General features: G+C 74.0%; 18 protein-coding genes. 7 read left to right on the top strand and 11 right to left on the bottom strand.

Annotation, left to right across the window (positions count from 1 at the left end; all coding sequences use genetic code 11):
* The first annotated feature begins 301 nt into the window (after positions 1-301).
* The 3 genes from Ade02nite_RS00135 to gap all read left to right on the top strand — a co-directional run bounded on the left by Ade02nite_RS00135 (position 302) and on the right by gap (position 3,392).
* The gene (locus Ade02nite_RS00135; RefSeq protein ID WP_239168401.1) at positions 302-952 is read left to right on the top strand and encodes a TetR/AcrR family transcriptional regulator; all 651 of its coding nucleotides are present in this window, start codon (positions 302-304) and stop codon (positions 950-952) included.
* Positions 953-1,117: 165 nt separating this feature from the next.
* A complete protein-coding gene (locus tag Ade02nite_RS00130; RefSeq protein WP_203759246.1) occupies positions 1,118-2,332 on the top strand; it encodes a GlxA family transcriptional regulator in 1,215 nt (404 codons plus the stop codon).
* Between the two features lie 64 nt (positions 2,333-2,396).
* Positions 2,397-3,392 carry a type I glyceraldehyde-3-phosphate dehydrogenase gene (gene gap / locus Ade02nite_RS00125; protein ID WP_203759244.1) on the top strand — a complete coding sequence of 332 codons (996 nt, stop codon included), beginning with the start codon at positions 2,397-2,399 and terminating at the stop codon, positions 3,390-3,392.
* Positions 3,393-3,411: 19 nt separating this feature from the next.
* Here gap and Ade02nite_RS00120 read toward each other — a convergent pair whose 3' ends face one another.
* Entirely contained in the window at positions 3,412-6,309 is a 2,898-nt protein-coding gene (locus tag Ade02nite_RS00120; RefSeq protein ID WP_203759242.1) for a helix-turn-helix transcriptional regulator, read from the bottom strand.
* An 82-nt stretch (positions 6,310-6,391) separates the two neighbouring features.
* On the opposite strand from Ade02nite_RS00120, the gene Ade02nite_RS00115 reads away from it, so the two are divergent.
* Positions 6,392-6,640, top strand: coding sequence for an SCO4226 family nickel-binding protein (locus Ade02nite_RS00115; RefSeq protein ID WP_203759240.1), 249 nt, complete (start codon positions 6,392-6,394; stop codon positions 6,638-6,640).
* Here the strand turns inward: Ade02nite_RS00115 and thrS are convergent.
* The 8 genes from thrS to Ade02nite_RS00075 form a co-directional block, all read right to left on the bottom strand.
* Positions 6,616-8,652, bottom strand: a complete 2,037-nt coding sequence (gene thrS / locus Ade02nite_RS00110; protein ID WP_203759238.1) for a threonine--tRNA ligase — start codon at positions 8,650-8,652, stop codon at positions 6,616-6,618. The two genes, Ade02nite_RS00115 and thrS, sit on opposite strands and share 25 nt — an antisense overlap.
* A 122-nt stretch (positions 8,653-8,774) precedes the next feature.
* Positions 8,775-9,284 carry a hypothetical protein gene (locus Ade02nite_RS00105; protein WP_203759236.1) on the bottom strand — a complete coding sequence of 170 codons (510 nt, stop codon included), beginning with the start codon at positions 9,282-9,284 and terminating at the stop codon, positions 8,775-8,777.
* Positions 9,281-10,165: a hypothetical protein gene (locus Ade02nite_RS00100; protein ID WP_203759234.1), complete on the bottom strand. Its 885-nt coding sequence runs from the start codon at positions 10,163-10,165 to the stop codon at positions 9,281-9,283. Before Ade02nite_RS00100 ends, Ade02nite_RS00105 begins: the two co-directional genes overlap by 4 nt.
* Before the next feature lie 3 nt (positions 10,166-10,168).
* Entirely contained in the window at positions 10,169-11,731 is a 1,563-nt protein-coding gene (locus Ade02nite_RS00095; RefSeq protein ID WP_203759232.1) for an AAA family ATPase, read from the bottom strand.
* Positions 11,732-11,753: 22 nt separating this feature from the next.
* The gene (locus Ade02nite_RS00090; RefSeq protein ID WP_203759230.1) at positions 11,754-12,299 is read right to left on the bottom strand and encodes a hypothetical protein; all 546 of its coding nucleotides are present in this window, start codon (positions 12,297-12,299) and stop codon (positions 11,754-11,756) included.
* A gap of 2 nt (positions 12,300-12,301) precedes the next feature.
* Positions 12,302-12,496, bottom strand: a complete 195-nt coding sequence (locus tag Ade02nite_RS00085; protein ID WP_203759229.1) for a hypothetical protein — start codon at positions 12,494-12,496, stop codon at positions 12,302-12,304.
* Between the two features lies 1 nt (position 12,497).
* Positions 12,498-14,267, bottom strand: a complete 1,770-nt coding sequence (locus Ade02nite_RS00080) for a hypothetical protein (protein ID WP_203759227.1) — start codon at positions 14,265-14,267, stop codon at positions 12,498-12,500.
* A 17-nt stretch (positions 14,268-14,284) separates the two neighbouring features.
* Positions 14,285-14,734 (bottom strand): hypothetical protein, encoded by a 450-nt coding sequence (locus Ade02nite_RS00075; RefSeq protein ID WP_239168399.1) that lies wholly within the window; start codon positions 14,732-14,734, stop codon positions 14,285-14,287.
* Between the two features lie 264 nt (positions 14,735-14,998).
* On the opposite strand from Ade02nite_RS00075, the gene Ade02nite_RS00070 reads away from it, so the two are divergent.
* From Ade02nite_RS00070 to Ade02nite_RS00060, 3 genes are read left to right on the top strand one after another with little or no spacing between them, the layout of a single operon-like run.
* A complete protein-coding gene (locus tag Ade02nite_RS00070) occupies positions 14,999-16,282 on the top strand; it encodes a hypothetical protein (RefSeq protein WP_203759225.1) in 1,284 nt (427 codons plus the stop codon).
* Positions 16,279-18,132: a caspase family protein gene (locus Ade02nite_RS00065; RefSeq protein WP_203759223.1), complete on the top strand. Its 1,854-nt coding sequence runs from the start codon at positions 16,279-16,281 to the stop codon at positions 18,130-18,132. Before Ade02nite_RS00070 ends, Ade02nite_RS00065 begins: the two co-directional genes overlap by 4 nt.
* Positions 18,129-22,214, top strand: a complete 4,086-nt coding sequence (locus Ade02nite_RS00060; protein WP_203759221.1) for a CHAT domain-containing protein — start codon at positions 18,129-18,131, stop codon at positions 22,212-22,214. The genes Ade02nite_RS00065 and Ade02nite_RS00060 overlap by 4 nt, the downstream gene beginning before the upstream one ends.
* A gap of 88 nt (positions 22,215-22,302) precedes the next feature.
* Here Ade02nite_RS00060 and Ade02nite_RS00055 read toward each other — a convergent pair whose 3' ends face one another.
* Positions 22,303-22,926, bottom strand: a complete 624-nt coding sequence (locus tag Ade02nite_RS00055; RefSeq protein WP_203759219.1) for a LysE family translocator — start codon at positions 22,924-22,926, stop codon at positions 22,303-22,305.
* Between the two features lie 57 nt (positions 22,927-22,983).
* Entirely contained in the window at positions 22,984-25,710 is a 2,727-nt protein-coding gene (locus Ade02nite_RS00050) for a CHAT domain-containing protein (RefSeq protein WP_203759218.1), read from the bottom strand.
* Positions 25,711-25,744 lie beyond the last annotated feature (34 nt).

The following is a 25,744-nucleotide window of genomic DNA, read 5'->3' as shown; positions in this document are numbered from 1 at the left end:
GGTGGTGGCGCGGAGGGATCTCGGCGGAGCGGAGTGTTCCGTTCCGGTCCGGTGGTGGCGCGGAGGGATCTCGGCGGAGCGGAGCGTTCCGTTCCGGTCCGGGGGCGGGCGCGAAGGGGCCTCGGCGGAGCGGAGCGTTCCGTTCCGGTTGAGTGATGGGGCCGGCTTGGTTGGGGCGAAGCGGAGTGCGCTGGTCCGATGGTGCCGTGGTGGTCTTGGCGGCGGTGGGGTGGTGGCGGTGCAGCTCGGCTGGCTGGAGCGGGCTACGGCCCCGGCCCTTAGGGAACGGAGCATTCCGTCCGTGAGGATTGCGGAGCGGAACGTTCCGTTCCGGTATGGTGGGGGCATGGCTATCTCGGCGCGGGCGCTTCGGGCGGCGCAGAATGATGCGGCGATTCTTGGGGCGGCGCGGGACGTTTTCATTGCTGACAAGCGGGCGCCGATCTCCGATGTGGCGGAGCGGGCCGGCGTGGGCATCAGTGCGCTCTACCGGCGTTACGCGAACAAGGAAGACCTGCTCCGCACGTTGTGCCACGGTGGGCTCAAGCTCTTCATCGCCGCGGCTGAGGACGCCAGGGACGATCCGGACGGGTGGTCGGCGTTCGAGGGCTTCCTGCGAACGGTGGTCGAGGCGGATGTGCACTCGCTGACGGTTCACCTGGCGGGCACGTTCACGCCGACCGAGGACATGAACGCCGACGCTGTGCGCGCGAGTGAGCTGGTCGCTGAGCTGCTCGAGCGGGCGCGGCCGGCGGTGCGGTCCGGGTTTGTGCTGGCCGATGTGACGATGGTGCTGGAGATGTGCGCGGCCGTGCGGGTGCCGGACGCCGAGCGCACCAAGGTGCTGCGCGACCGCTATCTCACCCTGGTCCTCGACGGCATCCGCGCCGGCGACGAGCTGCCCGGGCCCGAGCCCACGGACGCCGAGTTCGGCTGGCGCTGGCGTCGGTGATCGCCGCGGCGCGACGACGATGGGGGAACGCCGGGCGGGCATCGACGCCGACGGCGTGCCGCACGAGTCGCTGAACCACTGTTCGAGGGACGCCGTGATCGGCTTCCTGCATCGCTACGTCGCGGGGGCCGCGACGTATCGAGCCGACGGTGGCGGCGCCTTCGCTTGGCGGCCCCACCCTGGCGGAGGATTGACCCACGCCTCGGCCGAGCACGACTCGCCCCACGGCTCGGGCGCACCGGCACGGTCGACGACATCGCGCCGCTGATGGTCCTCCTGATGTCGGGCGCCTCCGCCTACATGACCGGGGCGGAGCTCGCGGTGGACGGCGGCATGACCGCGCACGTGTCGCACAAGGGCATCGCGGACGCCATCGGCGCCCGACGTCAGCGGGTGCGGGCCGGATACCTTGTGCCGGTGGCCGCTACTCGCCTGAACCGTGTTGCTGTGCTCGTGCTCGAAGGGGCGAAACCGCTCGACGTCGGCATTCCGGCGCAAGTGTTCACCACTCGGGCGAGCATGCCGTACGAGGTCAGGGTCTGCGGGGCGAGGCCCGGTCTGGTGACGGGTGGTGACGGGCTGTCGTATCACGTCGCGGACGGGCTGGACGCGCTGCGGTGGGCGGACATCGCGTTCATCCCCGGATACCGGCACCCGGACCGGGAGGATCCGCCGGGGCCGGTGGTCGAGGCGCTGCGCGCGGCGCATCAGGGCGGCACCCGGCTCGCGGCGATCTCGACGGGGGCGTTCGCGCTGGCGGCGACCGGGCTGCTCGACGGGAAGCGGGCGACGACGCACTGGCACTACACGCGGCAGCTCGCGGCGAAGCATCCGGAGGTGCGGGTCGACGAGAACGTGCTCTTCGTGGACGAGGGGAGTGTGCTGACGTCCGCCGGCGCGGCGTCCGGCATCGACCTCTGCCTGCACATCCTGCGCGGCGACCTGGGTGTGGCCGCTTCCAACCATGCGGCTCGGCGGTTGGTCGCGGCGCCGTACCGCAGTGGTGGTCAGGCGCAGTATGTGCCGCGCAGCGTGCCGGAACCGCTGGGCGAGAGGTTCGCGGCGACGCGGGAATGGGCCCTGCACCGGCTGAGCAAGCCGCTGACGCTGGAGATCCTGGCCCGCCACGCGGCGGTCTCCGCGCGGACGTTCTCCCGCCGTTTCGTCGAGGACACCGGATACACGCCGATGCAGTGGGTGATGCGCGCGCGCATCGACATGGCGCGTGAGCTGCTCGAACGGTCGGAGCGCAGCGTGGAGCAGATCGCCGCGGACGTGGGGCTCGGCACGGGCGCGAACCTGCGGCTGCACTTCCGGCAGATCCTGGGCACGACGCCGAGCGAGTACCGGCACACCTTCGCCCGCAACGACGTGGCGTGATCCTTGCGGACCATGGCGCTCCCGCCGCTGTCACGTTTCGCCGCCGCGCGGAAGTCTCTAGGGCATGACACGCATCGCGATCAACGGATTTGGCCGCATCGGGCGCAACGTGCTCCGCGCCCTGCTCGAACGGGACAGCAAGCTCGAGATCGTCGCGGTGAACGATCTCGCCGAGCCTACCGCCCTGGCACGGCTGCTCGCCTTCGACAGCACGGCGGGACGGCTCGGCCGGCCGGTGACCGTCGACGGTGACACCCTCGTGGTCGACGGCCGGCGCATCAAGGTGCTCGCCGAGCGTGATCCCGCCGGCCTGCCGTGGAAGGAGCTCGGCGTCGACGTCGTCCTGGAGGCGACCGGCCGCTTCACCTCGGCGAAGGCGGCCCGGGCGCACATCGAGGCCGGCGCCCGCAAGGTGCTCGTCGGGGCGCCCTCGGACGGCGCGGACGTGACCATCGCGGTCGGGGTCAACACGGAGGCGTACGACCCGGACGCGCACACGATCATCTCGAACGCGTCGTGCACGACGAACGCGCTGGCCCCGCTCGCCCACGTGCTCGACGAGCTGGCGGGCATCGAGCACGGCTTCATGACGACCGTGCACGCGTACACGCAGGAGCAGAACCTGCAGGACGGCCCGCACCGGGACGCCCGCCGGGCCCGCGCCGCGGCGGTGAACATCGTGCCGACCACCACGGGCGCGGCGAAGGCGATCGGCAAGGTGCTGCCGAAGCTCGACGGCAAGCTCTCCGGCGACTCGATCCGCGTGCCGGTGCCGGTGGGGTCGATCGTGGAGCTCAACACGATGGTCGGCAAGGACGTGACCCGCGAGCAGGTGCTCGAGGCCTACCGGGCGGCGGCGAACGGCCCGCTGGCGGGCATCCTCGAATACTCGGAGGACGCGCTGGTCTCGTCGGACATCGTGGGCAACCCGGCGTCGTCCATCTTCGACTCGGCGCTGACCCGCGTCGACGGCCGGCACATCAAGGTCGTCGCCTGGTACGACAACGAGTGGGGCTTCTCCAACCGGGTCATCGACACGCTCGAACTGCTCGCCGGCTAGCTCGACCGGCTCGCGGTCTTCATGGCGTCGCCGCGGCACGGGACCGCGCGGTCACCCAGGTAGCGATCTGCGCCCGCCGCGAGACGCCCAGCTTGGTGCGGATGTGCTCGACGTGCGCGGCCGCCGTCTTCGGCGCGATGGTCAGGGCCGCGGCGATCTCGCGGTTCGTCCGGCCCTCGGCGACGAGCAGCGCCACCTCCATCTCGCGCGCGGAGAGGGCGGGCAGCCTCGGCGCCGCGGGGGCGGGCAGCAAACCCCCGAGACCCGCTTTCCGGTACGCGGCGGCAGCCGCCTCGCGACACGCGGCGGCCGCCGCGGGGCGGCGTGACCGGGTCGCGCAGCGCGCCTGATCGAGCAGGACCGCCGTGCCCTCCCAGAAACGCCCGCGCGCGCTCCAGAAGGCGGCCGCCCTGTCGAGCGCGTCGCGTGCCTTACCGGTCTGGCCCTCGTGCAGCAGGATCAGGCCGAGCGCGTGGTCGATCGCGCCGAGCGTGCCCGGGATGCCCCGCTCGCGCAGCAGCTCCGACGTGCGCCCCAGCCAGTCGCGGGCCGCCGTGGGACCGGTGGCGGCCAGGTGCGCCCGGGTGCCTGTCACCACGTACGGGAAAAGGTAGGCAGCGTCCCGCACGCGTGCGGAGGCCGCGAAGCCCAGCTCACAGCGGTCGACGGCCGTGGCGACGTCGCCGCCGGCCAGCGCGGTCTCGGCCAGGCCCCACCACGCGGGGGAGAGCCGCTGGAGCTCGCGCATGGCCGAGCCGAGCCGGTCGGCCTCGGTGAGATGCGACTCCGCGACGTCCGCCGTGCCGTGTGCCAGCGCCACATAGCCGAGCACGTGCCGCGCGGTGATCTCGGTGGTGATGCCACCGCCCTCGGCCAGCGCGTGCTGGGCCAGCCGGGCGGCCTCGTCGATCGCCCCGGTGGCCCACCGCACGTGCGCGAGGTGGGCGGTCATGTAGTGCTCGTCGTTGACCCGCTCGGCCCGCGCCGCGTAGGCGATGCCCTGGGTGAGCGCGTCCTCGGCCTGCGCGTATTCGACGAGCACCGACATGCTGGACCCGAGCATCCGGTAGGCCCGCGCGGCCTGCGCCTCGAGTCGCAGCTCCGACGCGTGCGCGATCGCGCCGCGCAGCAGGGCCGTGCCTTCGTCCATCCGCCCGGCGAAGAGATACACCGATCCCAGCGTGGCATCGAGATCGCACCGCACCTGATCAGGGTTTGGCGGATCGGCCAAGGCGGGCGTGGGCGGGTTGTCCGCGAGAGAAGGAGTGAGGGCGCCGGCGGCGGAAGCTGTGAGGGTGCGGGCCACCTCGCCGTCGGTGATGGACTCGGTCAGGCGGCGGTCGAGCATGTAGGCGGCGGCCAGGGCGGCGTGGATGCGGCCGCGCTCGGCGGGGTGGCCGGCGACCAGGGGGAGGGCGGCGCGCAGGGCCGTGGTGCGCTCGTCGAGGGCGGCGCCGAGCAGGTGGCGGACGGCGACCCAGTCGGGCACCAGCGACGCCGCGCCGGGGCCGTCGCCCAGGGCGAGGCGCAGGCGGTGGGCCTGCTCGTAGCAGGCCGCCGCCTCGGTGTTGTCGTCGACGGCCGCCAGCTCGGCGGCGAGCGCGGCCAGCAGGGTGGCGCGGTCGGCCGGGGCGAGGGTGGGCGGCCAGGTGCGCCGCGCGCGCTGGTAGAGCTGGACGGCCTCGCGGTGGGCGGACATCGCCGACGCCTCGGCCGCGGCGCGGGACGCGTGCTCGAACGCGCGGTCGGTCAGGCCGGCGCGCTCGTACTGGTCGCTGATGAACGCGTCGGGGAAGCCGGTGGCCGCGGCGGCGGCGCGGGCGTGCAGGTCGCGGCGGCGGTGCGGGGCGATGTCGGCGTACAGGGCGTCCCGGATCAGCGCGTGCCGGAAGTCGTAGCCGTCGCGGTCCGCCCGGGGGACGACGAAGAAGTGCGCGGTGAGCTCGCGCAGGCCGTCGTCGACAGCGGACGGGCCCGCGCCGGTGATCGTGGTGAGCAGGTCGAGGCCGAACGAGCGGCCCAGCACCGACGCGACCTCGGCGAGGGCCTTCGCGGACGGCGACAGCCGGGCGGCCCGGGCGAGCACGGCGTCGGCCAGGGTCTCCGGCACGCCGTCGCCGGCGGCCAGGAACTCCTCGACGTGCAGCGGGATGCCGTCGCTGCGGGCGTGCACCGACGCGGTGACGGCCGTCGGCAGGTCGGCGCCGGCGATCGCGGCCGCCATCGCCGCCGTCTGCGCGGGGTCGAGCCGGTGCAGGCGCACCTCCTCGGCGAGCCGCTGGGTGAGCAGGCGGGTGCGCCACTGCCGCATCGGTACGCGGGGGTAGAGCTCGTCGCTACGGTAAGTGCCGACGACGAGCAGCGGCATCGTCCTGGCGCGGGCACCGAGCCGGCCGAGCACGTCGAGTGTGAGGTCGTCGGCCCAGTGCAGGTCTTCGCAGGCGACGAGCACGGGGCCGGCCAGGGCGCCGGGCGGCTCGGCGGGGGAGAAGGGCGAGGCGATCACGTCGGCCAGGTCGGCCACGAGCAGGCGGCGCCGCCGGTGCTGATCGCCGTCGGCCAGCTCGCGCAACCGCTGCTGGAGACGCTCCCCGGCGGCCCTCGTCGCCGGTGAGCGGCGCATCTCGGTCCCGAGGTCGGCGAGCAGCCCACCGGCGATCTCGGTGTCGCCGGGCGAGGCGCCCGCGGCGAGCACGGTGAATCCCTCGTCCCGGGCTCGCCGGGTGATCTCGCCGAGCAGTCGAGTCTTCCCGATGCCCGCCTCACCGGCCAGCAGGAGAAGCTCGCCCGAGGGGGAGCTCAAGGCGGCGGAGTTCGAGGCGGCGGCGGAGTTCGAGGCGGCGGCCGCGGCCAGGCGGCGCTGGGCGAGCGCGAGCAGGTCGTCGCGTCCGATCAGCACCGGGCTGGTGAGCGTCACCCCGCGACTTTAGGTCCCCGGCCGGGCCTTGTTAGGTGCTCTGACCGATGTCCGACCGGCCGCCCGTCCCGAGGATGAGGGTATGGCGAAATTCATGGACGTACACAGCGGATTCCACGGCGTCACCCGGGAGCAGCTCAGCGAGGCCCACGACGCCGACCTCAAGATCGAGGGCGAGGAGGGCGTGCACTTCGAGCGCGCCTGGCTCGACCCGGAGTCGGGCAAGGTCTTCTGCCTGAGCACCGGGCCGAGCAAGGAGGCGGTCATGCGCGTTCACGAACGCGCCGGCCACCCCACCAGCGAGGTCTACGAGCTGACCGACGAGGTCTGATCCTCGGCGGGAGCGGCGAACGACGGGCCGACGTTCGTCCGGGACCGGACGATCTCGACCACGTGCGCGACGGCGTCGTCGATGGCGACGCCGTTGCGCTGCGATCCGTCGCGGTAGCGGAAGGAGACCGTGCCCCCGTTGACGTCGTCGTCGCCGGCGATCGCCATGAAGGGGATCTTCTGCTGCTGGGCGGTGCGGATCTTCTTTTGCATGCGCTCGGTGGAGTGGTCGACCTCGGCGCGGATGCCCTGCTTGCGCAGCTTGGCGACGAACTCCTCCAGGTAGGCGGCGTGGTCGTCGCGGATCGGGATGCCGACCACCTGCACCGGCGCCAGCCAGGCCGGGAACGCGCCCGCGTAGTGCTCCACCAGCACGCCGAAGAACCGCTCGATCGAGCCGAACTTCGCCGCGTGGATCATCACGGGCTCCTGGCGGGAGCCGTCGGCGGCCTGGTACTCGAGGCCGAAGCGGGCCGGCTGGTTGAAGTCGTACTGGATCGTCGACATCTGCCACGTGCGGCCGATGGCGTCGCGGGCCTGCACCGAGATCTTGGGGCCGTAGAAGGCGGCGCCGCCCGGGTCGAGCACCAGGTCGAGGCCGGACTCCTCGGCCACGTCCGAGAGGACCTTGGTGGCCTTGTCCCACTGCTCGTCCGTGCCGATGAACTTGTCGCTCTGCGGGTCGCGGGTCGACAGCTCCAGGTAGTAGTCGTCGAGCCCGAAGTCGTCGAGCACCGACCGGACGAAGTCGAGCAGGTGCTTGATCTCGCCCGGCGCCTGCTCGGCGGTCACGTAGGAGTGCGAGTCGTCCTGCGTGAGGCCCCGCACCCGGGTGAGGCCGTGCACCACGCCCGACTTCTCGTAGCGGTAGACCGTGCCGAACTCGAAGAAGCGCAGCGGCAGCTCACGGTACGACCGCCCGCGCGACCTGAAGATCAGGTTGTGCATCGGGCAGTTCATGGCCTTGAGGTAGTAGTCGGCCCCCTCCAGCTCCATCGAGGGGAACATCGTGTCCTTGTAGTACGGCAGGTGCCCGGAGGTGTGGAACAGCCCCTCCTTGGTGATGTGCGGCGAGCTGACGTACTGGAAGCCCTCGGCGATGTGGCGGGCCCGGACGTAGTCCTCCATCTCGCGCTTGATGACGCCACCCTTGGGGTGGAACACCGCGAGACCGCTGCCGATCTCGTCGGGGAACGAGAAGAGGTCGAGCTCGGTGCCGAGCTTGCGGTGGTCGCGCCGCTCGGCCTCGGCGAGCCGGTTCAGGTACGCCTTGAGCTCGTCACGCGACGGCCACGCGGTGCCGTAGATGCGCTGGAGTTGCGGGTTCTTCTCGCTGCCCCGCCAGTAGGCGGCGGCCGAGCGCATCAGCTTGAACGCCGGGATGAGCCGCGTGGTGGGCAGGTGCGGGCCGCGGCACAGGTCGCCCCAGACGCGCTTGCCGTCCTTGTCGAGGTTGTCGTAGTGGGTCAGCTCGCCCTGACCGACCTCCATCACCTCGTCGGCGTCGACGTCGCCCTTGAGGTCGACCAGCTCCAGCTTGTAGGGCTCGTGGGCCAGCTCGACCTTGGCCTCCTCGAGCGAGGCGTACTCGCGGCGGCGGAAGCTCTGCCCGGCCTTGACGATCTCCTGCATGCGCTTCTCGAGCTTTTTCAGGTCGTCGGGCTGGAACGGCTTGGGCACGTCGAAGTCGTAGTAGAAGCCGTTCTCGATCGGCGGGCCGATGCCGAGCTTGGCCTCGGGGAAGATGTCCTGCACGGCCTGGGCGAGCACGTGGGCGGCCGAGTGGCGCAGCACGTTGAGCCCGTCGGGCTCGTCGATCGCCACCGGGGTCACGTCGGTGTCGAGCTCGGGCTGCCAGTCGAGGTCGCGCAGGCGGCCGGACGCGTCCCGGACGACGACGATCGCCTTGGGGCCCGTCGTCGGCAGGCCGGCTGCGGCCACCGCGTCGGCGGCCGTAGTCCCGGCCGGGACGACGAGAGGGTCGGCCACAGCGGGGGTACGGGATGCGGACACGGTGTTCTCCTTCGTGGTACGCCTTCGGCAGCCGGAGCCGGCGCGAAAGCATGAGTGGGCCCTGACGATGCTATCCGCCCGGAAAATCTCCCGATGAGGCAGCAAGCTTTTCGCCCGGTGGATCATCCGGCGCCGAGCAGGACCCACCCGGCGACGATCACGAGGAGGGCGGCCGCCGCGTAGCCCAGCCAGGCGACCGGCCCGAGCGCCGGCCGGGCGGTGAGCCGGCGGACGGCCGGGCCGTTCAGGCCGGCGAGCACCTCGACGGTGCGCACGCCGCCGTCACGGCCGGTGGTCACCCGGACGATGTCGTTGTGCCGCAGCGCGTCGGCGGGCCCGTCGTCGCTCAGCGTGTAGTCGACGGACCGCCCGGCGGTGGTCCGCACGGTGAACCGGCGCTCCCCGGCGCGGCCGAGCAGCTGGGCCACGATCACGGCGACCAGCAGGACGGGCGGCAGCGCCAGGCCCAGCAGCAGGGGCGGGTCGCCCAGCACGGCCCGCACCCCGGTGGCGGCCATGGCCAGCGCGGCGCTCGCCGCCACCGCGGTCACCACGGGCGTCCGCAACGGCGGTGCGCCGGCCCGGGTGACCGCGACCGGCCCGGCGACCAGCCCGACCTGGGCGTCGCTCACCGGCCCGGGTTGAGGCGCCGGACCACGCACTGGTTGTCCCGCTGCGCCTGGGTGAGGTCGGCGAACCGGGCGTCGCACCACGCGTGCACGGCGGCGGCGTCGGGGAAGGACCCGATGGCGAAGGTGGCCCAGAGGAAGTGGCCGTTGATCCGCTGCCGCTTGCTGTAGTCGGTGCTCTTGATCAGGACGACGGGATGCGCGGCGCTGTCGTGCGCCTCGCGGAGCCGGCTGTGCTCGGCGAGGATGTCGGCCGCCATGAAGGTGTGCGAGCCGTCGGCGGTGGTCTGGATCGGGTCGACGATGCCGGGGTACTTGGTGGCGATCTGGGCGGCGTACTGGCCCCGGAAGGTCACCTTGGCGCGGTCCTCCCGCCAGATCTGCTCCAGCCGGGCGGTGGCCTCCTTGTCGGGGTCGACGGCGGTGTTCTCGGTGGGCACCGTCTCCGCGGGAGCGGTCGTGGCCGGCTCGGTGACGGCCGGTTCCGTGAGGGTGGGTTCGGCGAAGGTGGGCTCGGTGGTGATCGGCACGCCCGGGTCCGCGTTCGCGGCCTGGCCGGTGGCCTGTTGCCGAGCCGCCGGGGTGTCGTCGCCGGACCGCAGGGCCACGATGACGCCGCCGGTCACCAGGAGCAGCAGCACCGAGACGGCCGTCGCGACGATCATCCGCCGGTCGGTGCGCCGGGCCGGCGGTGGCGGGCCGGGCACGGTGGCCGCCGGCCCCGGCGTCGTCCACGGCGGCGGTTGCTGGACAGGCGGCGGTTGCTGGACCGGCGGTGGCTGCTGTGCGGGTGGCGGCGGCGCCGCGTACGGCTGCTGGGCATTGTCGCCGACCAGGGAGTTGAGGTCCCAGAGACCGCCCGGCCTGGTGTTGTCGTCGCTCATCGCTCAGTCCCCGAAGACCATGACGCGCCGGCCCCGGTGGCCGGTCGCCGCCGACGCCGTGACCGCCGAACGGCCCGCCGGCACCGCACGCTCGCGGCCCCAGCCCCGGATCTCCTCGATCTGCTCCGGATTGGTGCGGCTCAGCGGCATCGTGTTGGTGAACGTGTCCATCACGAAGTCCGGCCGCACCGACTCGGCGCCGTTGAGGTAGACCTGCTCGCCGACCTCGTGCAGCGCCGCCTCGATGTCCGCGCCGGCGAAGCCCTCCGAGAGGCCGACCAGCTTGTCCAGCAGCTCCGGCGCCGGCGGCTGCGAGACGTACCGCCGGTAGTACATGCCGATGATCTCCTGGCGGTCCTCGGCGTCCGGCAGGTCGACGAAGAACAGCTCGTCGAAGCGGCCCTTGCGGAGCAGCTCGGGCGGGAGCGAGCGCACGTCGTTGCTGGTCGCCACCACGAAGACCCGGTGCCGCGACTCCTGGAGCCAGAACAGGAACTGGCCGACCAGCCGCCGGTTGACGCCGGTGCTGTCGTTCTGGCCCGCCAGGCCCTTCTCGATCTCGTCGATCCAGAGCACGCAGGGCGCGAGCCGGTCGGCCGTGTCGAGCGCCTCGCGCAGCCGGCCCTCCGACTGCCCCACGTACTGCCCGAGGATGGCGCCCAGGTCGAGCCGGTAGAGCGGGAGCCGCCACTCCGCGGCGATGGCCTTGGCCGACAGCGACTTGCCGCAGCCCGGCACGCCGACCAGCAGCACGCCGCGCGGCGGCCGCAGCTCGGTGCCGCGCAGGTCGGCCGACATGATCCGCTGTTTGCGCCGGAGCCACTCGCGCAGGCTGGTGAGGCCGCCCACCTCGGTCTCGGCGTCGCGCAGCCGCACCCGTTCGAGCCCGGCCAGGGCGCCGAAGTGCTTGTCCTTGAACTCGGCCAGCTTCTCGACGTCCTCGCGCTCGACCGAGCCCCTGGCGACGAGCGTGGCCATCACGTTGATCGCGGTGCCCTCGGGGACGCCGACCAGGAACTCGGCCGCCCGGCGGGCGTCCTGCTCGGTCCAGGCGATCGGCACCACGCCGTGGTGGTCGCGGAGGAACTCGACGATCACCTCGTACATCTCGGTGGCGTCGGGCAGGTCGAGCGCGACGCTCATGCCGAGGCGCTCGAGGCCGGCCCAGAGCGGGGTGTCGGTCACGATGATGACGCTGCCCGAGTTGGCGTCGGCGAGCCGGGCGAGCTCGGCGACGTGCCGGCTCGCGGTGTTGTCGTCGCTCAGGTCCTCCGGGTCCACGAAGATCACCGTTGCCTGGGCCCGGCTGGAGAACTGCTGCGCCGCGAAGTCCATCGCGCCGGTCAGCGACCGGTCCTCCTGCGCCGGCGCGTTCGTGCGCAGGTCGCGCAGCCCGGTCGCGCGGGTGTAGACCCAGAACGGCAGGCTTGCCCGCCGCGGGCTCTCCGCGACCTGCTTGACCAGGCGCAGCGCGCGCACCTGCTCGATGCTGCGCACCCCGATGATCGGCACGCGTGCGGAGATGTAGCTGTCCAGGTCCTTGAGGGACTCGGCGTAGTTGGACATCGTGTCTTCCCTCGTGAGGTGGTCAGTCGAGGATCACGCGGCGGCGCGGGGTCGCGGCCGGGTCACGGTCCCAGCCGCCGCCGGTGACATGGGGCGCGCGGGTCACCGCTGTCAGCGGGTTGTCGCGCACGGTGCGCAGCCGGGCCTCGACCGCGGCGCGCGGCACGCCGGCCGAGCGCAGCCGCTGGATCTGCTCGTCGATCTGCCGCTGCGTCGCCTCGATGTGGCCGTCGACCAGACCGATGAGCCGGCCGCGCAGCTCCTCGGGGATGCCCGGCGCGGCGGCCAGCGCGCGGACCGGCGGCAGCGACCAGCGCGCGTGGTTGAGCGCCCGGGCCGCGGCGAACTCGTCGCGGGCGGCGGACAGCTCCCGGGCCAGCGTGTCCGACCAGACGGTCAGCCTGGCGCTGAGCGCGCCGGTGATCCGGTCGGCCAGCCGTTGCCAGCTGTCGCCGGCGAAGTCGTCCTTGGTGAGCGCGGGAAGCGTGGCCGGGTCGAGGTTCTCCCCGGCGCCCCAGCGCTCGAGGAACGTGGCCCAGGCCTGGTAGTGCCCGCCGGTGACCCACATGATCAGTCCCGCCGGTGCCGGTTGACGAGGATCTCGCCGGGCGGCAGCGGATCCCACGAGGGCAGGTCGCGCACGTACCGGCGGGTGCGGGTGGTGGCCGGCTCGTGGTGGGTGGCCTGCCGGGCCCACGGCACCTCCTCGGCGGAGGTGGCGGCCGGGAAGAGCCGGCGCTGCTCGGGGATGGACGGTTCGGTCATGTCAGGCTCCTGCCCGGGCGTCGGCGACGCGCCGCTCGAAGGGTGCGGGGGCGTTGCCGGCCGTGGCCAGGTCGGCGATGAGCGCCCGAACGGCCGGCTCTCGGCTGTCGGCCTGGCGGAACGTGCCCGACCAGTCGACGACCTCGGCGGCCGCGCCGCGCAGCTGCTGCACGGAGTCGAGCTTGGCCAGCTGGAGCGCGTCCTCGACCTCCTTCTGGCGCGCCGCCGCGTTCTGCGACTGCCACCACAGCACCGCCGCCCAGACGCCGCCGACCAGGATGGGCAAGATCAGCATCGCCGGGTTCTGCATGACGCCGACGCAGACCAGCAGCACCGCGACGACGGCGATCGGCGCGATCAGGTTGCGCCCCCACTTGTAGGCGAAACTGTCGATGAACGGCCGTGCGGCCCGGTCCCAGTGCTCCGCGAGCGAGCGTTCGAGCTCCTCGATCGGCCGGGTGAACGAGCCGGTCCAGCGTGGCAGCCGGAAGGCCTGGCCGGCCGGGGTGTGCGAGGTCTCGACGACCGCCTCGACGTCGGCCGGCAGGGTGGCCCGGTAGTCGCGGCTGTAGGTGGCGTGCGCCCGGCCGAACCACTCGTGGCAGGCGGAGACCGCCATCCGCTGGGTCGCCCGGGTCACGCCGAGCTTGTCCGGGTTGAGCGCCGACTCCGACTGGATGGTCAGGTAGTCGAGCCGGCGGTCGAGGGCGAGCAGGTCGGAGCCGAGGTCGCGCTGGGCCGCGTCCAGGTCGCCGCCGTTGCGCACCACCGCGTGGTGCTGGGCGAGCTCGCGGCGCAGCGGCAGCTCCTCCTCGTCGTAGCCGGTGACCAGCTGGTCGAGGATGTCGTCGACCTGGTCCTCGAGGCGCTCGCGCACCGCCGGCTCCTCGGCCGTCATCGCCGAGTACTTCGCGATCAGCGAGTCGTGCGCGGCGGCCTTCGACAGCGCCTGGTCCATCTGGGGCCACTGCGGGCAGACCGCCGCCAGCCGCGGGAACCGCTGCTGCGAGGACGGCCCGGCGTGCCGTTCGATCTCGGCCCGCCACCGGTCGACCTGGGCCTGCTCGCGGCCCTCGTCGCCGAGCAGCTGGGCGCGCCACACCTCGAGGCGCTCCCGGACGATCTCGACGCCCGCCGGCCCGAACGCGCCCTGCGACACCGACTCCAGGATCACCGCGAACTCGCGGCCCAGCCCGTTGGGATCGAGCGCCGCCAGATAGTGCCGCAGCCAGCGCAGCGAGCTCTCCACCCGGCCCTGCCGGCGCAACATCAACGCCATGAACAGCGACGTGCGGCTGGGCGACCGGCGGAACGCCTCCTGGACGGCGCGTTCGCACTGCTGCTGGTCGTCGGCGAGCCAGGAGCGCAGCGCCACCAGCACCGGCGCGAGCCAGTACCGCGGCGTCTCGATCATCAGCTGCTCGCCGACGTCGCGCAGCGTGTCGTCGGAGACCAGCCCGAGGTCGAAGCCCTGGAGCATGCCGGTGGCGACCCGGCGGACCACCTTGTAGTGGCCGAACTGGTGCTCGATCTGCCCCTCGACCACGCCGATGCGCGTCTCGGAGCGCTGCACGTTCGCGGTCCGCTCGGCCTTGAGCACGTAGTCCTCGAAGGCCTGCGAGAGCTTCTGGAGCCGGTCGTTGGCCTCCTCGGCGCGCTGGCCGACGTGCGCGACCTGCACGCCCACCTGGCCGACGCCCTGTTCCAGCCGCAGCACCAGCGACTCGACCCGCTCGACCTTGCGGTGCAGGCCGTGATCCGTATCGCTCATATCTCTTCGGTGACCTTTCAGGCGACGACGGAGCCGTCTTTGAGGACGGGGCGGAGCTCGCCGCTGGCGTAGACCTCGACGAAGTCGTAGGCGCCCGAGCGCACGAGCATCCGGGCCTGGGCGTACGGCTGCGGCACCGCGTCGGCGGGCGCGTAGTGCTCGACGATGGACTGCCAGAGGTCGAGCCGGTGGTCGATGTAGGGCGGGCCGAGGTGGCAGAGGGCGAACAGGCCGAGCGGCACGTCGCCGAACTCGCTCTGGTACTCCCCGCGGATCCACTCGGCGAGCTGCGCGCGGGCCGCCGGGTCGAGGCCGGCGTCGAGCCGGTGCACCGCCTGGAAGAGGCCGGCGTGCCGCGGCTTGCGGATCTGCCGCTGCGCCGGGCCGGCCTGCAGGCGGCCCTTGGCGGCCTCCGCCGGCCGGAGGTCGAAGCTGGTCTCCACTTTGCGCCGTCGCGCGAATTCCATTTCTCTCCCCACGATGGGAATGACGCCGGTATTGAGACTGCGGCCGGTGCCGGGGAGCCTAACAACGCGTTCGTGAAATGCAACAGATCCTTTCAGGCGAGCGTGCGGGACGATGATCGCCGTCGCCGGATGTCCGAACGGGCCAGTCGTTCTCGGATCCTTGATCGATGGCGAAGTGCCTGATGAGCGCCGTATCGACGTGTTGATCACTGTGGACCGTGCGCATTCTTGCCGTGCGCTTGCGGGCGTGCAAGGATGCCGCCCATGCCGTACCCGGAAAAGCGCGATCAATTGACGGTCGCCGACGCCTCCGTTCATCTGGACGAATTACTACGAACGGATGAGGTGCTTTCCGACGCGCAGCTGACCGATTCTGGCTCGCGCGGCGACGAGCGGTTGCGCGTCGGTGTCCGATTCGGCCGTCCGCTGCTCTATCCGGTGGAGGAGGCCGACCTGCCGCCGGCCCTGCGACGGCGATCCGCGCCGGCCGGTGCCCGCTGGCTCGGCGCGCTCTTCGCCTTCGACCTCGACCCGGCTCCCGACGGATACCGGTACGGGGGCGCGGGCTTCACGGTCGACCTCGGCGCCGCCGGGGCCACGGCCGTGATGGTGCACGCGAGCGCCGAACAGCTCGGTGTGCTCGCCGACGGCATCGCCTCGCCGCTGGGCGACCGGGCCGCGCGCACCGCACCGGCGTCGCTCCTCGGCCGCCTGCGCTCGCGCGACGACCGGCCCCCGGCCTGGACCACGGGCGCGCAGAGCCCCCGGTTCGGCTGGCGCTACCGCGACCGGCGGGGCACGCCGCTGCTTCCGCGCACATACGGCGTACACGCCGTCCTGGAAGTGCCCGCGGGGCAGCGTGAGCTCACCGGCGCGTTCGAGGCCGCGCTCGACCTGACCGGCACGGTGCGCCGCCGCGTCTCCACCACCGAGCGGATCCCGTTCTCCGTACCGCTGCCGGGCGCCGATCCGGCGCGGGCGGCCGCCGTCCGGCTCTGCATGGCCGCCGACATCGTCGGCTACAGCAGCCACAGCCCCGCGGTGGCCGCGCGACTCCAGCACGATCTGGTGCGGATCCTCGCGCAGGGCCGGTCCGCGGCCGGGGTGACCGCCGGCCAGGTGGCCCCGCAACCACAGGGCGACGGCCAGTTCACCGTGCTCCCGGTCGGCCTCGACGAGGCCGAGGCCGTGCCCCGCCTGGTCCACGGCATCGCCGGTGCGCTGGCCGCCCGCAACGCGGCCGCGGACCTCCGGATGCGCCTGCGCGTCGCGCTGCACCGGGGCCTGGTGCGCGAGGCCGACAACGGGTGGGTCGGCCGGGCCGCGACCGCGGTGCACCGCCTGCTCGACTCCGAGCCGCTGCGCGACGCGGTGCGCCTGCACCCGGCGGCCGACTACGTGCTCGGCGTGCCCGACGTGCTCTACGCCGACGTCGTGTCCACCATCGACGATCCGCCGCCCGCGGCGTTCCGCCCGGTCACCGTCGACATCCCGGCCAAGGGCTTCCGCGAGCGAGGCTGGATCTACGTGCCGGGAGCGGCCGCGTGAGCGCGGTCTACGCCCTGGTCGTCGGCATCGACCAGTACCACGTGATCACGCCGCTCACCGGCTGCCGCAACGACGCCGTCGCGGCCCTGGCCTACCTGCGCTCCCGGGCCGGCGAGGACCGGCTGCACGCGCTCGAACTGCACGACGGCGCGGCGACGCGGGAGGCGGTGATCGCGGGCATCCGCACCCATCTGGGCCGCGCCCGGGCCGGGGACACCGCGGTCTTCTGGTACGCCGGGCACGGCTCGCAGGCGCCGGTCCCGCCCGAGCTGTGGGCCCGCGAACCGGGCGGCCTCATGCAGACGCTGATCTGCGCCGACTCCCGCGACGGCGACGTGCCCGACCTGTACGACAAGGAGCTCTCCGTGCTCCTCGACCAGGTCGCCGCGACCGGCTGCCACGTCGTGGCGGTGCTGGACAGCTGCCACGCGGGCGGCGCCGTCCGCGGCGAGATCCCCGAGGCGGCGGCGCGGGCACGGCGGGCCCTGCCGATCGCCCGCGCGCCCAAGGCCGAGAGCCTGATCCCGGAGCTGCGGGCCGGGTGGGACGCGCTGCCGCCGAGCAGCCGCCTCGTGCTGCTCGCCGCCTGCCGCGCCGACCAGCTCGCCCAGGAGTTCCCCATCGACGGGGTGAACCACGGCGTCTTCAGCTGGGCGTTGCTGCGTGCCCTCAACCAGCTCGGCCCGCACGCCACCTACCGCGAGCTGCTGGCCGCCGCCCGCTGCGCGGTCGAGGACAAGGTGGAGTTCCAGGCGCCACAGCTGTCCGGCGACGTCCCGGCCGACCAGCCGTTCCTCGGCGGGGCGCTGCGCGCGGCGGCCTCCGCGATCACCATGCGAGCGCTCCGCGGCGCCTGGGAGATCGACGCGGGCAGCTGCCACGGCATGCCGCCCGCGTGGCCGGGCCCGCTGCGCGTCGCGGTGGCCGGCGACGGCCCGGCCCGCTCCGCGCGGGTGACGGCGGTGGCGGTCGACCGTTCGGTGGTCGAGCCGGAGGGCTGGCAGCCCGACCCCGCGCGGCAATACCCGGTCGTCGTCACCGAGCTGCCCGAGCCGGCGCTGACCGTCGAGGTGCCGGGCCACGCCGAGATGGCCGCGCTCGCGGACGCCTCCCCGTTCCTGCGCGTCGCCCGCCCGACCGACTCCGGGGTGCCCGACCTGCGGTTCTGCGCGCTCCCGCGGGGCGGTTTCCGCCTCCTCGGCGCGGGCGGCATCGCGGTGGCCCCCGACATCCTGGGCGAGGACCCCGCCGATGTCGTACGCCGGACCGTGCGCGCCGGCGAGCACATCGCCCGCTGGCGCCAGGTGCAGGCGCTGGAGAACCCCGGATCGCCGCTGGCCGGCGCCGTGCGCCTGGAGATCGTGCCGCCCGGAGGGGACCCGATCGTTCCCGGCGCGGACGGCCTCGTCCACCTGAGGTACGCGTGGCGCGACGGCGTCCCGGTGGCGCCGACGGTCCTCGTGCGGCTGCACAACACCACGGAGCAGCCGCTCTACTGCGTGCTGCTCAACCTCACCGAGCAATACCGGGTGCACGCCTCGCTCTTCCCGGGCGCGTTCGTCGGGCCCGGCCTGACCGGTGCGGCGCTGGAGGGCAAGCAGGTGCAGTTCCGGCTGCCGGCGGGCGCGGCCCCGGCACCCGGGCGGCAGGTGCGCGACTGGCTCAAGCTCATCGTGAGCGAGGAGGAGTTCAGCGCCCGCCCCTTCGAACAGGGCCGCCTCGGCGACGTCACCCGGCGCGGCGTGCTGCCCCGCGTGGCGATGACCCGCGAGGCGGGCGCGGCCGGACCCGACGACGCGTACGACTGGGCGGCCGCTTCGATCGGCGTGGTCACCGTGGTGTCGTCATGAGCGCCCAGGGCGACCTCGGCGACCACTGGCTGGAGCGCTACGACGAGGACCCGGACCTGGCGCACTTGGAACGCGCGGCAGCCTGCTACGAGGCGGCGATCGCGGCGGGCGACGACGACGGGCCGGCCTGGTGGTTGCACGCGCTGGCGCTGATCCACCGTGAGCGCGGCCTGCGCACCGGCGAACCGGCGGCGTGGGACTCGGCTGTCCGTTATGGACGAAAGGCGGCGGACGCGCTCGTTCCGGGGGAGCTCCGCGACGAGGAACTGATCGAGCTGGCGCACGCACACCGGGCGCGCGTCGTTCTCGCGTCTTCCCTTCCCGCGCCCTCCCTTCCCGCGTCTCCTCTTTCCGCGCCCTCCCTTCCCGCGTCTGTCCCTTCCGCGGCGCTGCTTCCCGCGGCGGGGCCGGACGTGGCTGTGGGTTTGGCGCGCGCTGCCGTGGCCGACATCGCTCTGATCGCCGCGGAGATCACTACCGCCGTCGCCGAGGGGCGGCTCGCCTACGGGATGGCGCTCGCGCGGGTGTCGGCGCTGACCGGCGAGCCGGGCGACCTCGAGGCGGCCGTCGCCGAGCTCGCCCCGGCCGTCGAGGCGGCCGACCCCGGCGGACCGTACTTCTCGGACGCCTGCGCCGACCTGTGCGTGCTCTACCTCGACCTGCCGGAGCCCGACCCGGACCGGGCGATCGCGGCCGGCCTGCGCGGCGTGCACGACGGCAACCCGTCGGTGCACCACGCGCTCGCCTGCGCGTACCAGGAGCGCTGGGACGTCCTCGCCGAGGAACCGGACCTCGATCAGGCGGTCGGGCACTGGCGGATCGCGCTCGCCGACGTGCCCGACCCGAGCGGCATGGCCGACCTGGGCCGGCTGCTGGCCGAGCGGGCGGAGCACCGGTCCACCGTCGCGGACGTCACCGAGGGCATCGCCCTGCTGGAGCGCGCGGCGGCCGAGGGGGAGCCGTGCTGGTGGATCCTGAGTCTCGCGTACCGCGTGCGCCATGCCCTTGCCCCGGATCTGGCGGACCTGCGGCGGGCGGCCGACTGCATGGGCCGCGGGCTGGCCGATCCGCCGTCACCGGAATGGCTGGTCACCGCCCACCGCGAGCGCCTCGGCGTCATGATCGAGCTGGGGAACGCCGGCGACGAGGGCGACCCGTCGAGCCTGCGCGCCATGGCCGGGCACGTCGCCGAGGCGCGCGCCGTCTTCGGCACCGGCGCGGGCGAGCATGACGAGCGCGCGCTGCTCGCCATCATGATGGTGCTCGCGGCCACCCTGGGTTCCCAGGGCGACCCGGAGACCATCGACTCGGGCTGGATCCTGGAGATGGTGGCGTTCGGCCGCACCCTCGCCGACAAGCCGCCGGAGCTGGACCGCCGGCTCGACACGGTCGAGGCGCTGGCCCGCTACGCCGAGCGGGCACGCAGCGGCGGCGGCGCGCCCGGCGACGGCCTCGACGAGCTGCTGAAGCCACTGCAAGAGGGCGAGGACGACGAGGAGGCCCGGGCCGACCTCCAGCGGATCACGCCGGTCTTCCTCGCCGCCAAGGCGATCCAGGGCGGCGACCTGCGCCTGCTGCGGACCGCCGTCGACCAGCTGCGCGACAGCGGCGACCCGGAGGCCATGATCTTCGCGGACACCCTTGAGCTGCTGGACCGAGCCCGCCACGGCGACCACGCCGTGCACGACGAACTGGCCGCCATGCTCGAACGCCTGCGCGGCACGCCGCTCTCGACCACCACGCGCGAGACGGTCACCCCGCTCCTCACCATGATCCAGTCAACGATGTCCGGCCTGGACGGCGTCTACCGCCCGGTCGACCGCACCCCGATCCCCCCGGGCGACGTGGCCGCGGCCGGCCTGGCCCTGCGCGTCCTGCCGGCCGCCCTCACCGCCGCCGTGGCCCGCCACGACGTAGCCACCCTCCGCGAATGCCTCGCCCGCGTCGACGACGTGCTGGCCGCCGTGCCCCGCGGCCACGTCTACGAGCTGGTGGCCCTGGGCATGGGCTGCCAGGCCGGCATCTGCCTGCTCCGCGACGAGCCAGGCGACCAGCCGGCCGCCACCCGGGTCATCCACTGGTCCACCGGCGGCATGTCCACTGTGGGCGGCCCGGAGCATCCGCAGTGGCCCGCTTTCGCCTTGGCCCGAGCCGAGGCCCTACGCCACCGCGACGGCGGCGACCGTGCCGAGTCCCGCCTGTGGGGTCTGCGCGGCCTGCACGGACTCTCCTGGCAGGTGCTCCTCCAGGCCGGCACCGACGACGCGGTGACGGCCGCGGCCGAGGCCGGCGCCATGGCCCGCCGGGTCGCCGGCTGGTGCCTGGCCGACGACGCCCGCGACGACCTGGTGGCCGCCCTCGACGCGGGCCGCGGCCTGATGCTCCAGGCCGCCACCAGCTCCCGCTCCATCGCCCAGCGCCTCACGGCAGCGGGCCGCCCCGACCTCGCCGACCGCTGGCGCGCCTCCGCCGGCTACGGCCGCGACCTGGTCACCGGGGGAGCGTTACGGGCCGGGGACCGAGCCTTCGAGGTCCCCGACGACCTGCGTTCCGAGGCCCTGCACGTGCTCCACCTGGCCACGCCCGAGTTCGCCTCCACCGAAGACATCCGCGCCGGCCTGACAACCGCGTCGGCGGACGCCCTGGTCTACCTGCTCCCCACCGCGGACGACCAGCCGGGCGCCGCGGTCATCGTCCCCGCCGACCGCGACATCGCCGTCATGATCCTGCCGGGACTCCGCGTCGACCGGCATTCCGCCTTCACCCGCCACAACACCGCCATCCACGGCCCCGGCGCATCGCGAGAGATCGGCCTCGGCCCGGGCCCCGGCCTCGGCTTCGACTCCGGCGCCGACCTCAGCCCCGACCTCAGCCCCGACCTCAGCCCCGACCTCAGCCCCGACCTCAGCCCCGACCTCGGCCTTGGCGTCGGCTCTGGCGCGGCGGCCGTCAACGCGAGACAGAACGTTCGTTCTGTTGCCGGCATGGCGGGCGATGCCGGCCTCGGTGTCGCGGCCGGCGAGAGACAGAACGTTCGTTCTGCCGTTGGGGTGGGCGCCGGTGTGGAAGGCGACGCCGACCTGGGTGCTGTGGCCACCGGCGCAAGACAGAACGTTCGTTCCAGGGGTGTGTCGGGCCGCGACGCCGGCCCCGTCGCCGATGAGAGCCCGGCACCGGAAGCACCAGATGAGCTTTGCCGGTGGGCGTGGGCGGCCGCGATGGGCCCGTTGCTCCGGCGCGTCCAGGAGTGGGAGCTGGGGCGTCCGGTCCGGCTCGTTCTGGTGCCGACCGGGCCCCTGGCGGCGGTGCCGTGGCATGCGGCGTTTCGGCTCGTGGACGGGCGGCGGCGGTATGCGGTTGAGGAGGCCGTCATCTCGTACGCGGTCTCGGGCCGGTCCTTTGCGCGCAGCGCGCGGGAGACGCCGCGTGAGGTGAAGTCCGTGCTGGTCGTCGGGGATCCCACGGGGGACCTGCCGTTCGCCGGGGCCGAGGCGCGGGCGATCGGGGACGTGTTCTATCCGGACGGTGCCTATCTGGGGCGGGCCGACGGCTCGGGAACGGCCCGGCAGGTGCTCGACTGGGTGGCGGCCGCCGCGCCGGGGCCGTCGCTGTTGCACCTTGCCTGTCACGGTCAGGCCGACCCGGACCGGCCCGGTGACACGGGGCTGCGGCTCGCCGGCGGCAAGTTGACCGCTCGGCAGCTGCTGGAGGCGTCGCGCACGGCCGAGTTGGAGATCGAGCGGGTCTTCCTCGCGGCCTGCACCACGGGGGTCGTCGGTGCCCGCCACGACGAGGCGTTCAGCCTGGCGACGGCGTTTCTCTCGGCGGGGGCCCGGACGGTCTTCGGCTCGCTGTGGCGGGTGCCCGACGAGGAGACGTCGCTGCTGATGTTCCTGGTTCACCACTATCTGAACGTGGACCGCTGCGCACCCGCCGACGCCCTGCGCCGGGCGCAGCTCTGGATGATCGACCCGGATCGGTCCGTGCCCGCGACCATGCCCGCCGAGCTGGTGCGTCACGCCACGAGCCCGCGCCTCGCCGAGCCGCTCTGCTGGGCCGGCTTCACCCACCAGGGAGTCTGAGCCCACCGGGAAGTCTGAGCCCACCGGGAAGTCTGGGCCCACCAGGGCGCCCGAGCCGGCAAACAGGCGCCAAGGCATCCGAGCCGGCTCATCGCTGCGCGACGGCCAGCCGCGCGCCGAAGCCGAGCATCGCAGTTCCGGTAACCGCGTCCAGGCAGCGGCGCACGCGCCCGCGCGTCAGCCACCCGCGGGCCCGGTGCATCGCGGCCGTCAGCGAGAGCAGGTAGATCAGCGACAGCACGGCGTGGCTCAGCGCGAACAACGCCAAGGACAGCACCCCCGCGTCCGGGCCCAGGAACTGCGGCAGGACCGCCACGTAGAACAGCAGCACCTTCGGGTTGGTGATGTTCGACAGGAAGCCCTGCCGCCATCCGCGCCGCGCGGCGTGGGGCTCGGCGGCCGGATCGGGCGCCTCGTATCGGCCGCGGGCGGCCGACCACAGCAACCGCGCGCCGAGGTACGCCAGGTAGGCGGCGCCCAGCCATTTGACGGCGTGGAACACCGGCTGTGCGCGCACGACCAGGGCGCCGAGCCCCATGATCGCCGCGGCGCCCTGGACGGCGTTCGACGAGGCCACGCCGGCGGCGCACCACATGCCCCGCGTGCGGCCGCCGGACACCGTGTTGCCGGCGACGACCGCGAAGTCGGGGCCCGGCACCAGCACCACCACGACGGCGAACGTCAGATAGGTCAGGTAGGCGGTCCAGCTCATCTCTCGCACGCTAGCGGCGGACCCACCCCACGATCTGGCGGGAATCGGACGTGGCGGTCACCAGCCGTGGTGCGTGAAACCGGCCCAGGCCGCGACGTCCGGGGTGGTCATCGCGCGGGCCTGGCGGGCGAGCTGAGGCGGCATGGCCGGCGGGACGGAACGGCCGGGGTCGAGCATCCAGCGCTGGGCGTGGTTGAGGGCGTCGACGGGGTGCTTGCCCGCCGAGCGCACGTAGTGGTGCGCCATGAACATCAGCAGTGACGTGGTGTCGTCCGGCACCGGCCACAGCGAGCTGAACACGCTGCGGGCGCCGGTCGCCAGGAACGCGGTGGCCAGGCTGAACGCCTCGTCGTAGTCGCCGCTCGGCACGCCGGTGGTGCAGGCGGCCAAGGCGACCAGGCCGACCGAGGCGACGCGCTTGGCGGCGAGGATGTCGCGGGCGGTGAGGCGCCCGCCCGCGAGCCGGAGGTGGGAGCCGTCGATGCCGCGGAGCACCGAGCCGTGGCACGCGAGGTGCAGCACGGAGCCGCCGCCGGAGAGCAGCCATTCGCGTACGGCGTCAGGGCTCGCCTCGTGCAGCAAGCCGGCCGTGGGGTAGAACGCGGCGCGGACGGCCTCCGCCTCGGCGCGCGCGGCGGGCAGGTCGCCGGTCGGGTCGGCGACGATCAGGGCCGCGGTGTCCGGCACGGGTGGGCGCTCGGCGGTCTGGCACAGCAGGCGGGCCGAGGCCGCGTAGGAGAACGTGGCGAGCTCGACGGCGCGGGTGCCGTCCCGGTCGCGGGCGGCGTGCCACGGCACGGCGGCCAGGTCGCCCATCGGCACCAGCACCAGGCGCGGGGCGCGCCCGATCCGCCAGCCGTCCAGGGTGGAAAGCAGCGGGCCGATGGCGACCCGCCACGCCCAGTCGCACAGCGCGTCGAGCCCCGAGCGCCAGTCCTCGGCGACGGGCTCGTCCGATGCGCCGGCGTCGCGGGGCGAAATGTCCGGAAAAGGGGAGTGGCTGGCGTCCAGCGAAGGGCGAAGGGGACCCCGGGATGGCGTCGCGGCGGCGCGCGAGCCGAGGCGGTCGACGTGGTGGGCCACCGGGCCGGCCGTGGTCAGGCCGGGCAGGGACAGGTGCACGGGCCGGCGCCCGTCGGCCGCGACCAGGAGGGCGCCGCCGGGGCCCTCGTCGTCGGCGGGCAGCAGGTAGACCAGCGCGTCCGCCCGCAACGTGGCCAGCGCTCGGGCCACCTCGTCGAGCGGCGGCGGGTCGAGCACGTCGGGCACCGCCGCCTCGGTCAGTTCGCCGCCGGTCAGGGCGGCCAGCACCTCGCCGCGCACGTCGGCGTCGGACGAGTCGCGCAGCCAGCGGGCCAGCAGGTCGGTGCGGCCGAGGCCGCGCAGCCGCGACGGGATGTCCATGGTGACCGTGGTGGCGTAGAGCATCAGGCAGCGCCCGGCGTCGAGCGCGGCCACCGCCCCGGCCGGGTCGCCGTCGGCCAGGCACCAGCGGGCCACCAGCTTGGCGTTGACCGCCGCGTCGCGGGCGGCCGTCGCCGCGTCCTCGCTGCCCGCCTGGAGCAGCACCGACCAGGCGTGGCCGCGCAGCGCCCGCTGTCCCGTCTCGCGGCCGAGGGCCGCCCGGCCCGCCGCGCGGTGGGCCATGCCGAGCGGCATGAGGATGGTCGGCCACACCGGGTGGGCCGGCCCGCCCGCCTCGCGCTGCGCCTCGGTGAGCCGGCGGATCCCCTCGTCGAGGGCCGGCCGTCCCGCGCCGAGCCCGCTCTGCACGGTGAGCATCTGGCCGAGCATGCTGAGGATCGTCACCCGGTGCGGCGAGTCGGCCGGCGCCACCGTGGCCGCCTCGCGCAGCACCCGCACGCCGCGGCCCACCTCGGCCACGTCCTGCCGGTCGAGCGCGGGCCGCAGGATGCTCATCGCGGTGAGCAGCAGCCGCCAGGCCCGTTCGCCGGCGGCCAGGCCGGGCTCGTCGGCTTGCACGCCCTCCTCGTCGCCGCTGCCGCCGGCGATCAGCCGGCGGATCGCCGCCCGCTGCGGACCGGCGGGCATGCTGCCGGCCATGTCGGTCACCGCCATCAGCTTGGCCGTGACCGTGTCCATGTCGCCGTGCTGGGCGGCGGCCAGCCCTTCGGCTCCGGCGAGCATGACGCCCGCGGCGGCCCGGCGCTCCGGGTCGGGGTCGTCGCTGTCGAGGAGCATCCGGGCGTGCTCGGCGGCCGCCGCCGCGTCGGCGAGGGCGCCGCGGTCCGCGCCGCGCTTGACGGTCAGCGCCATGCGCATGGTGGGGACGAGCGCGCTCAGCTCGGTCTCCGGCGGGAACGTCTCGGCGAGTTCGTCGAGCCGGCGCAGCGCCTCGGCCCGGTCGTACGCGGGGTCGTCGTTGAACGCGGCGACCACGTCGGTCAGGGCCAGCAGCAGCGCGGCGCTGCCGGGCAGCACCGGGTCGTCGCCGGCCTCGGCCACCATCGCGCGGACCGCGCCGAGGTCGGCCGGCCGGCCGTGCATGGCCGCGCGCAGGTGCCGCAGGGCCAGGAACCGGCCGACCGTCCCGCGGCGCGGCCCCCGATAGGTGGAGGCCGCGTAGTCGGCGAGCGCCGCCGCCAGCGTCGCCGGGTCGTGGTCGCGGTCGAAGCGGGCGCCCAGCGCCCACGCCCGGGCCAGCCGGTGGGCGGGGGTCGGGTGCAGCGCCGGGTCGGCGAGCTCGGCGATCAGCCGGTCGAGGGTCTCGGTCGGCCAGTGGAGCACGTCGGGCAGCGCCGCGAGCGGGTCGGTGACGAGCACGCCACCGACCGTAGGAGCGGACGAGCCGGAAGGA

This window comes from Paractinoplanes deccanensis, assembly GCF_016862115.1.
In the GTDB taxonomy this organism is placed as follows: Bacteria; Actinomycetota; Actinomycetes; order Mycobacteriales; family Micromonosporaceae; genus Actinoplanes; species Actinoplanes deccanensis.
Note: the sequence above shows the minus strand (reverse complement) of the source record. Positions and strands in the feature narration are given on the sequence as shown.

Bases quoted from the DNA above. Each gene is read 5' to 3' on its own strand.
- Ade02nite_RS00085 (WP_203759229.1), bottom strand. From the start codon at position 12,496: ATGACCGAACCGTCCATCCCCGAGCAGCGCCGGCTCTTCCCGGCCGCC.
- Ade02nite_RS00115 (WP_203759240.1), top strand. From the start codon at position 6,392: ATGGCGAAATTCATGGACGTACACAGCGGATTCCACGGCGTCACCCGG.
- Ade02nite_RS00100 (WP_203759234.1), bottom strand. From the start codon at position 10,165: ATGAGCGACGACAACACCAGGCCGGGCGGTCTCTGGGACCTCAACTCC.
- Ade02nite_RS00075 (WP_239168399.1), bottom strand. From the start codon at position 14,734: ATGGAATTCGCGCGACGGCGCAAAGTGGAGACCAGCTTCGACCTCCGG.
- Ade02nite_RS00060 (WP_203759221.1), top strand. From the start codon at position 18,129: ATGAGCGCCCAGGGCGACCTCGGCGACCACTGGCTGGAGCGCTACGAC.
- Ade02nite_RS00090 (WP_203759230.1), bottom strand. From the start codon at position 12,299: ATGTGGGTCACCGGCGGGCACTACCAGGCCTGGGCCACGTTCCTCGAG.
- gap (WP_203759244.1), top strand. From the start codon at position 2,397: ATGACACGCATCGCGATCAACGGATTTGGCCGCATCGGGCGCAACGTG.
- Ade02nite_RS00055 (WP_203759219.1), bottom strand. From the start codon at position 22,926: ATGAGCTGGACCGCCTACCTGACCTATCTGACGTTCGCCGTCGTGGTG.
- Ade02nite_RS00070 (WP_203759225.1), top strand. From the start codon at position 14,999: ATGCCGTACCCGGAAAAGCGCGATCAATTGACGGTCGCCGACGCCTCC.
- Ade02nite_RS00095 (WP_203759232.1), bottom strand. From the start codon at position 11,731: ATGTCCAACTACGCCGAGTCCCTCAAGGACCTGGACAGCTACATCTCC.
- Ade02nite_RS00080 (WP_203759227.1), bottom strand. From the start codon at position 14,267: ATGAGCGATACGGATCACGGCCTGCACCGCAAGGTCGAGCGGGTCGAG.